Source organism: Pseudomonas sp. AC083 (assembly GCF_979253165.1).
The window spans coordinates 136,603-146,284 of the sequence record NZ_CEEDDH010000017.1 but is presented as its reverse complement, the minus strand read 5'-3'; the positions used below and the strand labels follow the sequence as shown (position 1 = coordinate 146,284).

General features: G+C 58.3%; 10 protein-coding genes. 7 read left to right on the top strand and 3 right to left on the bottom strand.

Annotation, left to right across the window (positions count from 1 at the left end; translation table 11 throughout):
- Positions 1-193: 193 nt before the first annotated feature.
- Positions 194-1,393: a tyrosine--tRNA ligase gene (gene tyrS / locus AC0IXA_RS22020; RefSeq protein WP_471814498.1), complete on the bottom strand. Its 1,200-nt coding sequence runs from the start codon at positions 1,391-1,393 to the stop codon at positions 194-196.
- Positions 1,394-1,605: 212 nt separating this feature from the next.
- Between tyrS and AC0IXA_RS22015 the strand changes: the two genes are divergently transcribed.
- Together AC0IXA_RS22015 and AC0IXA_RS22010 are read left to right on the top strand one after the other, a co-directional pair.
- Positions 1,606-3,030, top strand: a complete 1,425-nt coding sequence (locus AC0IXA_RS22015; protein WP_341638291.1) for a peptidoglycan DD-metalloendopeptidase family protein — start codon at positions 1,606-1,608, stop codon at positions 3,028-3,030.
- Between the two features lie 3 nt (positions 3,031-3,033).
- Positions 3,034-4,125: an anhydro-N-acetylmuramic acid kinase gene (locus tag AC0IXA_RS22010; RefSeq protein ID WP_341638028.1), complete on the top strand. Its 1,092-nt coding sequence runs from the start codon at positions 3,034-3,036 to the stop codon at positions 4,123-4,125.
- 69 nt (positions 4,126-4,194) lie between these two features.
- Here the strand turns inward: AC0IXA_RS22010 and erpA are convergent, their stop codons facing one another.
- Both erpA and argC read right to left on the bottom strand, forming a co-directional pair.
- On the bottom strand, positions 4,195-4,545 hold the full coding sequence (gene erpA / locus AC0IXA_RS22005) for an iron-sulfur cluster insertion protein ErpA (protein WP_007918905.1): 351 nt from the start codon (positions 4,543-4,545) through the stop codon (positions 4,195-4,197).
- A 168-nt stretch (positions 4,546-4,713) separates the two neighbouring features.
- Entirely contained in the window at positions 4,714-5,748 is a 1,035-nt protein-coding gene (gene argC / locus AC0IXA_RS22000) for an N-acetyl-gamma-glutamyl-phosphate reductase (protein WP_341638029.1), read from the bottom strand.
- 134 nt (positions 5,749-5,882) lie between these two features.
- Here argC and hemJ point away from each other — a divergent pair, with 134 nt between their 5' ends.
- The 5 genes from hemJ to AC0IXA_RS21975 all read left to right on the top strand — a co-directional run bounded on the left by hemJ (position 5,883) and on the right by AC0IXA_RS21975 (position 9,572).
- Positions 5,883-6,311, top strand: coding sequence for a protoporphyrinogen oxidase HemJ (gene hemJ / locus AC0IXA_RS21995; protein WP_016772928.1), 429 nt, complete (start codon positions 5,883-5,885; stop codon positions 6,309-6,311).
- A gap of 33 nt (positions 6,312-6,344) precedes the next feature.
- Positions 6,345-7,313 carry an NAD(P)H-dependent flavin oxidoreductase gene (locus tag AC0IXA_RS21990; protein ID WP_341638030.1) on the top strand — a complete coding sequence of 323 codons (969 nt, stop codon included), beginning with the start codon at positions 6,345-6,347 and terminating at the stop codon, positions 7,311-7,313.
- A gap of 66 nt (positions 7,314-7,379) precedes the next feature.
- Complete coding sequence (locus AC0IXA_RS21985; RefSeq protein WP_341638031.1) at positions 7,380-8,327, top strand: DUF805 domain-containing protein; 948 nt, start codon at positions 7,380-7,382, stop codon at positions 8,325-8,327.
- Positions 8,328-8,388: 61 nt separating this feature from the next.
- On the top strand, positions 8,389-9,177 hold the full coding sequence (locus tag AC0IXA_RS21980) for an SDR family NAD(P)-dependent oxidoreductase (RefSeq protein WP_122612457.1): 789 nt from the start codon (positions 8,389-8,391) through the stop codon (positions 9,175-9,177).
- Positions 9,178-9,233: 56 nt separating this feature from the next.
- Positions 9,234-9,572: a histidine triad nucleotide-binding protein gene (locus AC0IXA_RS21975; protein WP_017128660.1), complete on the top strand. Its 339-nt coding sequence runs from the start codon at positions 9,234-9,236 to the stop codon at positions 9,570-9,572.
- Positions 9,573-9,682 lie beyond the last annotated feature (110 nt).

Sequence of the window (9,682 nt, the reverse complement as noted above, 5' to 3'; positions counted from 1 at the left end):
GAGAAGATCGAACCGTTAAAAGAGCCAAACATCACCGCTCTTTCAACTCCTTCCAGGCTTCGATGATCTGAAGCAAGCCGCTGTCGAAAACTTCGTAACTCTTTGAATCTCAAGGAGTTTTCCGTTTCGACTGCGCCGGAAGTGGGGAGAATTATAGACTTCTAAAATTCGCCGTCAACCCCTGATTCCAACTTTATTCAGATTTCAGCGTAATACGTGCAAAAGCCTTCTTGCCGGCCTGGCAAACGTGAGTCGCGCCCACTGCATATATAAAGGAGCGATCAACCACCTCACCATCAACACGCACCCCGCCCGCCGCCAACAGATCACGCGCCGCTGCCGAATTCTTCACCAGGCCTGCCTTATTAAGGACTGCAGCGATTGGCATATCCTCAACCGAAGACAGTTCGATCTCAGGCAAGTCATCTGGCAGCTCGCCATCCTTCATGCGATTGCCAGCGCCTCGATGGGCATTAGCCGCAGCTTCTTCACCATGAAAACGTGCAACGATCTCTTCAGCGAGCTTGATTTTGATATCGCGCGGATTCGCCCCAGCTTCGACGTCAGCCCGGAATGCGTTGATTTCATCCATCGAGCGGAAGCTCAGCAACTCGAAGTAACGCCACATCAGCGCATCGGGGATAGAAACCAGCTTGCTGTACATTACGCCCGGTGCTTCCTGGATACCGACATAGTTGCCCAACGACTTGGACATCTTCTTCACGCCATCCAGACCTTCCAGCAATGGCATGGTCAGAATGCACTGTGCCTCCTGGCCATACCCACGCTGCAACTCACGCCCCATCAGCAAATTGAATTTCTGATCGGTACCGCCCAACTCGACATCCGCGCGCAGCGCGACCGAGTCATAACCCTGAACCAACGGATAGAGGAACTCGTGAATAGCGATGGGCTGGTTGGTGGTGTAGCGCTTGTCGAAGTCATCGCGCTCGAGCATGCGAGCGACGGTGTATTGCGAAGTCAGGCGAATGAAATCCGCCGGCCCCATCTTGTCCATCCAGGTGGAGTTGAAGGCAACTTCGGTTTTCGCCGGATCAAGGATTTTGAAAACCTGAGTCTTATAGGTCTCAGCATTATCCAGAACCTGCTCACGTGTCAGCGGTGGACGCGTGGCGCTCTTGCCACTCGGATCACCGATCATCCCGGTGAAGTCACCTATAAGGAAGATCACCTGGTGCCCCAGTTCCTGGAACTGACGCAGCTTATTAATAAGCACGGTATGACCAAGATGCAGATCCGGAGCGGTAGGGTCGAAACCAGCCTTGATACGCAGCGGTTGGCCGCGCTTGAGCTTCTCGACCAGCTCGGACTCGACCAACAGTTCTTCCGCACCACGTTTAATCAGCGCTAGCTGCTCTTCAACCGACTTCATAACAGACCCGCAAGGCTCAGATTCAAAGGGAACCAACCATACAAGAACGCGCACCAATTACAAGTTTTGCCCGGCGCACGGACACCAATCCATAGACCCGAGGTCTGTAGACTTGCTTCATCGATGATTTGGTTATATTTTATACAGTTATTTCATCTTCATCATGTCATTCATCTTTTCCAATTCATCTATTTCAAAGTCAAAAATTACCTATGACCACAGAACCGTCTAAAGCGCCGCCGCTTTACCCGAAGACCCACCTGCTCGCAGCAAGTGGAATCGCCGCCCTTCTCAGCTTGGCGCTGCTGGTATTTCCCTCCAGCGATGTTGAAGCCAAAAAGACGACCCTGAGTCTTGAACTGGAAAGTCCTGCTGAACAACTGACACAAGATCAAGACGCTGCTGATGCGGCTCAAGCCACAAACGAGCCCGTAGCTTCGCCGTTCGCACAAATCGAAAACAGCGACGAAAACGCCGCGCAAACCGCTGAAACCGCGCCGGCACCTGTAGCGCCTGTTGAGAAACCAAAAGAGCCCGGGCACCGTGAAGTCTTGGTTTCCAAAGGCGATACGCTCTCTACCCTGTTTGAAAAAGTCGGCCTACCGGCAGCCTCCGTGCACGAAGTACTGGCAAGCGACAAGCAAGCCAAACAGTTCAGCCAACTCAAGCGCGGTCAGAAACTCGAATTCGAACTCAGCCCGGAAGGCCAGTTGACCAGCCTGCACAGCAAGGTCAGCGACGTTGAAACCATTACTCTGACCAAGAACGATAAGGGCTATTCGTTCAATCGTGTCACCGCCAAGCCAACCGTTCGCACAGCCTACGTCCACGGTGTCATCAACAGCTCACTGTCGCAGTCCGCAGCCCGCGCCGGCCTTTCTCACAGCATGACCATGGATATGGCCAGCGTTTTTGGCTACGACATCGATTTCGCGCAGGACATTCGTCAGGGTGATGAATTCGATGTGATCTACGAGCAGAAAGTCATCAACGGCAAGGCTGTCGGCACCGGCCCGATCCTGTCGGCGCGCTTCACCAACCGCGGCAAGACCTATACCGCCGTGCGCTACACCAACAAACAGGGCAACAGCAGCTACTACACCGCCGATGGCAACAGCATGCGCAAGGCCTTCATCCGTACGCCGGTTGACTTCGCACGCATCAGCTCGAAGTTCTCCATGGGCCGCAAGCACCCGATCCTCAACAAGATCCGCGCGCACAAAGGTGTCGACTACGCAGCGCCGCGAGGCACGCCGATCAAGGCTGCCGGTGACGGCAAAGTGTTGCTGGCCGGTCGTCGTGGTGGTTACGGCAACACCGTGATCATTCAGCACGGCAACACTTACCGTACGCTCTATGGCCATATGCAGGGCTTTGCCAAAGGCGTGAAAACCGGGGGCAGCGTCAAGCAAGGACAAGTCATCGGCTATATCGGCACCACCGGCCTGTCCACAGGCCCGCATTTGCACTATGAGTTCCAGGTCAACGGCGTTCACGTCGACCCGCTCGGCCAGAAGCTGCCGATGGCCGATCCGATCGCCAAATCCGAACGCGCGCGCTTCCTCGCGCAGAGCCAGCCACTGATGGCGCGCATGGATCAAGAGAAGGCCACCATGCTGGCTTCGAGCAAGCGCTGAGCCATGGCCCTGTATATCGGTGTGATGTCCGGAACCAGTCTCGACGGGCTGGACATCGCCCTGATCGAGCAGACCTCGGCGATCAAACTGATCGCCACCCACTACCTGCCAATGCCTGACTCCCTGCGCGCCGAGCTGCTTGGCTTGTGCGCCAGCGGCCCAGACGAGATCGCCCGCTCGGCGATTGCCCAGCAACACTGGGTCGAACTTGCCGCGTCGGGCATTCACAGCCTCCTCGCGCAACAACAACTGAAGCCCGATGCCATCCGCGCTATTGGCAGCCACGGTCAGACCATTCGCCATGAACCGGCGCGCGGTTTTACCGTGCAGATCGGCAATCCAGCCCTGCTGACTGAGTTGACCGGTATTACCGTTGTGAGTGATTTCCGCAGCCGCGATGTCGCAGCGGGTGGCCAAGGTGCGCCTCTGGTGCCAGCTTTTCACGAAGCTTTATTTGAAGAGCGTAGCGGTAACCAGGCGGTCCTGAATGTAGGCGGATTCAGCAATCTCAGCCTGATCGAGCCGAGCAAACCTGTAGCCGGTTTCGACTGCGGCCCGGGAAATGTTCTGATGGACGCCTGGATTCACCGGCAACGTGGCGAGAACTATGACCGGGACGGACAATGGGCTGCGACCGGCAAGGTTGAACCAACCCTGCTCACGGCACTGCTAAGCGACCCGTTCTTCGTGACCAAAGGCCCGAAAAGTACCGGCCGCGAAGTCTTCAATCTGCCATGGCTGGAACAGCATCTTTCGAACCTGCCAACCTTCGCAGCCGAAGACGTTCAGGCCACGCTGCTCGAACTGACGGCACTGACCATCGTAGAGTCGCTACAAAGCGCTCAATCGGACACTCAGGAATTGCTGGTTTGTGGCGGCGGCGCTCACAACGCCACACTGATGAAACGTCTGGCGGATCTCCTGCCGAATACCGAAGTCGCCAGCACCGCAACTCACGGGGTTGATCCGGATTGGGTAGAAGCCATGGCCTTCGCCTGGCTCGCTCATTGCTGTCTCGAAGGCATCGCCGCCAATCGGCCAAGCGTCACCGGCGCTCGCGGGCTGCGCGTACTCGGCGCCATCTACCCGGCATAAACTTCAGATACAAAAACGCCGCAGAACCGAAAGGCTCTGCGGCGTTTTGTTGTGTGCGCTGAAGCGCGATCAGATCGAGAACGACGACCCGCAACCACAAGTCGTGGTGGCATTCGGGTTCTTGATCACGAAGCGCGAACCTTCCAGACCTTCCTGATAATCCACCTCGGCACCGGCCAAGTACTGGAAGCTCATCGGATCGACCACCAGGCTCACGCCTTCGCGCTCGACGATGGTGTCGTCATCGGCCACGTCCTCATCGAAGGTGAAACCGTATTGAAACCCTGAACAACCGCCGCCCGTAACAAATACGCGCAGCTTCAAGCGATCATTCCCCTCTTCATCGACCAGGCTCTTCACCTTGTGCGCAGCACCTTGAGTGAATTGCAAAGCCGTGGGGGTGAAGGATTCGACGCTCATGCTGACTATCTCCCGGCGTTACGCCGCCATAATGCGTGATGACGCGCATTATCCGCTTGTCCTAGAAAATTGGTCAACTATTAGAGGAGCAGCGGCAAGCTTCAAGCGGTGAGCTTCAAGTTTGCCTCTGATCTCTTGTAGCTTGTGGCTTGAAGCTCGTAGCTGCTTTTAAGGCAGCATGCCGGCGTGTGACAGGCCGAAGCGCTCGTCCAGTCCGAACAGAATGTTCATGTTCTGCACCGCCTGGCCCGAGGCGCCCTTGACCAGATTGTCGATCACCGAGAGCACGACCACCAGATCGCCATCCTGTGGACGATGCACGGCGATGCGGCAGACGTTGGCGCCACGCACGCTACGGGTTTCCGGGTGGCTGCCGGCTGGCATGACATCGACGAACGGTTCGTTGGCATAGCGCTTTTCGAACAGTGCCTGCAGATCAACCGAGCGATCCGCTACTGTCGCGTAGAGCGTGGAGTGAATACCGCGAATCATCGGCGTCAGGTGCGGGACGAAGGTCAGGCCGACGTCCTTGCCCGCCGCGCGACGCAGGCCCTGGCGAATTTCCGGCAGATGACGATGACCTTTTACCGCATAGGCCTTCATGCTTTCCGACGTCTCGGAGTACAAAGAACCTACAGCGGCACCACGCCCGGCACCACTGACACCAGATTTGCAGTCGGCGATCAAACGCGATGCGTCGGCCAGACCTGCTTCCAGCAATGGCAGGAAACCCAATTGCGTTGCGGTCGGATAGCAACCCGGCACCGCGATCAGGCGCGCTTTCTTGATCTGCTCGCGATTGGCTTCCGGCAGACCATAGACCGCTTCGTCCAGCAATTGCGGTGCGCCGTGTGGCTGGCCGTACCACTTGGCCCATTCATCAGCGTCTTGCAGACGGAAGTCGGCGGACAGGTCGATGACCTTGGTGCCCGCCGCCAGCAGCTCGCCTGCGAGTGCGTGAGCCACACCGTGCGGCGTGGCGAAGAACACCACATCGCAAGCGCCTAGAGATTTGATGTCCGGCACGCTGAACGCCAGGCCGTCGTAATGGCCGCGCAGGTTCGGGTACATGTCAGCCACGGCCAGACCGGCCTCGGATCGGGAAGTGATGACGACCACTTCTGCCTGCGGATGCTGTGCCAACAGACGCAGCAGTTCGACACCGGTGTAACCCGTGCCGCCGACGATACCGACCTTGACCATAAACCTGCCCTCAACGAACCCACTGGAAAGCTGTCGATAATAGGGGCCGCGCGCGCCTGCGACAACCGCCAAGGTGACGCGCGGACGCTCAAGCCTCTACTATCTGGCTACCGTGAATGAGGGAATAACCAAAAATGCTCTATCTATGGCTCAAAGCGTTTCACATTGTCAGCGTCGTCTGCTGGTTTGCCGGGCTGTTTTACTTGCCGCGCCTGTTCGTTTACCACGCGCAAAGCACCGACACGATCAGCCAGGAACGTTTCAGCGTCATGGAGCGCAAGCTGTATCGCGGCATCATGGGCCCGGCGATGATCGCCACGCTGATCTTCGGTGGCTGGCTGATCTACCTCAACCCGAGCCTTTTCAGCCAGGGCGGCTGGATTCACGCAAAACTGACTCTGGTCGTTCTGCTGATCGGTTACCACCATATGTGCGGCGCGCAGGTCAAACGCTTTGCCCGTGGCGAAAACACCCGCAGCCATGTCTTTTATCGCTGGTTCAATGAAGTGCCGGTTCTGATATTGCTGGCTATCGTAATTCTGGTCGTGGTCAAGCCGTTCTAACTTCAACCAATACAGATCCTCGGGGTGTTCTCAATGTCGCTGCCCGCTCTGCTCGAACAACGTCTGCGTATGCCCGTCGTGGCGGCGCCGATGTTTCTGATCTCCAATCCGGAACTGGTGCTCGCCTGCTGCCGCAACGGCGTGGTCGGCAGCTTTCCGGCGCTGAACCAACGCGAAAGCAGTGGGTTCAAGGCCTGGCTGGAACAGATCGAAGCGGGCCTGGCGACGCTGGATAATCCGGCCCCTTATGCGGTGAACCTGATTGTTCATCACAGCAACCCGCGTCTGCAGGCGGATCTGGACATCTGCGTCGAGCACAAGGTGCCGATCGTGATCACCAGCCTCGGCGCGGTGAAGGAACTGGTCGACGCAGTACACAGCTACGGCGGCCTGGTGTTTCACGACGTGACCACGCGGCGCCATGCCGAGAAAGCCGCTGAAGCGGGTGTCGACGGGCTGATTGCCGTCGCGGCCGGCGCCGGCGGGCATGCCGGCACCTGGAGTCCGTTTGCGCTGATTGCCGAGATCCGTGAGTTTTTCGACAAGACGCTGTTGCTTGCAGGATGTTTGAACCACGGCCATGAGATTCTCGCCGCGCAGCTGCTCGGCGCGGATTTGGCCTACTTCGGTACGCGATTTATCGGCACCACCGAAAGTCACGCGCCTGACGCTTATAAAGAGATGCTGCTGACAGCCAAGGCTGCCGACATCATTCATACTCCAGCGGTGTCGGGAGTGCCGGCCAGTTTCATGCGCCAGAGCCTGGAGGCGGCCGGTTTCGACATGGCGGCACTGCAAGGCAAGGGCGAGGTCAATTTCGGCGACAAGCTCAAGCCGATCAACGATGAAGCCAAAGCCTGGAAGACCGTGTGGTCGGCGGGTCAGGGTGTTGGCCAGATTGGTGATCTGCCAAGCGTGGATCAGTTGATCGCGCGGCTCGACGCTGAATATCGTCAAGCCCAAACGCGCGCTGCACAGCTGCCACAACGCTGGCCGCGCTGAAAAACATATCTGGCCAGTCCTGATCAGACTGGCTGCCAAATGAATCGCGACAAGGATGCCTCGGCCATGAGCGACACCCGTTACAAGATCGTCTTCGATGGCGCGCTACAGCCCGGCGTCGACCTCACCACCGCCAAACTGAATCTGGCGGATCTGTTCAAAAGCGATGTGGCCGCCATCGAGCGCCTGTTCAGTGGCCGCACCGTCGCCCTCAAACGTGATCTGTCCCACAGCGATGCCCAGACGTATCTGCAGGCATTGAAAAAAACCGGGATCGATGCGCGGATCGAAGCGGAAACCGCCATCGAGCTGAATCTGGCGGACGTCCACGATAACTCTGCAGCGGTTGTGGAACCGGACTCGCCTTACGCCCCGCCCCGCGCCAATGTCGGTGAAGCTCTGCCGCCATTCGCCACGCTCAAGCCATTCAGCGCCGAAGGCCGGATCGGTCGCCTGCGCTTTCTGGCCTGGACCATGGTCTTGAGCCTGGTGACCCTGCCCATCGTCGGCGTGTTTGCTTTGATTGCGTTGGGCCTGGTCAGCGGCGACTCGACTACCGGCCTGATCCTCGGCGGCATTCTGGCGGTCTTCCTGTTCCTCGGCTTCATGATCGTCAGCATTCTGTTCAGCGTTCAGCGCCTGCACGATATCGGCTGGTCGGGCTGGCTGTGGCTGTTGAATCTGGTGCCGTTCGTGGGCAGTTTCTTCCCGCTGGTAATGATGGTCGTACCCGGCAATGCCGGCGCCAACCGCTATGGCCCGCCGCCGCCACCGAACAGCACGGCGGTTAAAGTGCTGTGCTCGTTGTGGATCGTATTCTTCGCACTGATTTTTGCCGGTGGCCTGCTTGGCGGCTTCTCGGCTGTCCGGGAAGAATATGAAAGCAATCTGGAGAGCAGCTATGACAGCGGCGCGGTGACCACCGACGAAGTTGAGGTTGTCGAGCCGCCAACGATTTCCGCCGACGAGGCAGCCGAACCGGCGCAGGCCCCTGTAGACTCTGCGCAAGAATGAACAGCGCTCCTCACCGTGACAACCGCGTCGCCGGCGCGGAGCTGTTGCGATGGAGAACTGCATGACCCGTTACGCTCTGATCACTGGCGCTTCCAGCGGCATCGGCCTGGCCATGGCCGAAGCGCTGGCCCGGCGCGGCCGCAGCCTGATTCTGGTGGCACGACAGCGTGATCAGCTGGAAAGTATCGCCATCGAGCTGACCCAGCGTTTCGATGTCGAAGTATTGTTTCGTGCCTGCGATCTCGGCGAACCGTTGCGCCTGTCGGGCTTTTTGCTGGAGCTGGAAGAAGGCGACCGGCAGATCGATCTGCTGGTCAATTGCGCAGGCATCGGCACCTGCGGACCATTCCTCGCGCAGGACTGGATGACCGAGCAGGACCTCATCGAGGTCAATATCCTCGCCCTCACACGCCTCTGCCATGCGGTGGGTAACAGCATGGCGCTGCTGGGTGGCGGGCAGATCCTCAATGTCGCCTCGGTGGCTGCGTACAGCCCCGGCCCATGGATGAGCACGTACTACGCCAGCAAAGCCTATGTGCTGCATTTTTCCGAAGCCCTGCGCGTGGAGCTCAAACAAAGCGGCGTGAAAGTCTCCGTGCTGTGCCCTGGCCCGACGCGCACACCGTTCTTCCGTACCGCACAGATGAGTAGCGAAAAGATCGAAAGCAGCCACTCGCTGATGAGTCCGGAAGAAGTGGCACTGCATGCCGTGCGCGCACTGGATAAAAACCGCGCCATCATCATTCCGGGACGACGCAACCGCTGGCTGGCGTTCCTGCCGCGACTGGGTTCGCGCTGGCTTAACCGGACGATTGTCGGCATGGTCAACAAAGCTTACTGCCCCCGCTAGAAACACGACTTCGAAGCGGTACACTCGATTCAGCCCAACTCAACGGAGAAACAGCAGTGGATACTCTGTTCACCAAGATCATCAACCGGGAAATCCCGGCGAAGATCATTTACGAGGACGACCAGGTTCTGGCCTTCCACGACATCGCCCCCCAGGCTCCGGTGCACTTTCTGGTGATCCCGAAAAAACCGGTGCGCACGCTCAACGACCTGACCGAAGACGACAAGGCGCTGGCCGGGCACATTCTGTTCACCGCGCAGCGTCTAGCGCTGGAACTGGGTTGCGAAGAAGGCTTCCGCGTGGTGATGAACTGCAATGAACTTGGCGGGCAGACTGTCTATCACATCCATATGCACGTGCTGGGGCAGCGCCAGATGAACTGGCCGCCGGGCTGATTGGCGACAACCAATTGTGGGAGCGAGCCTGCTCGCGAAGGCGCCGATACATTCAACACTTCAGTAGCCGATAATCCGCTTTCGCGAGCAGGCTCGCTCCCACAAAAAAC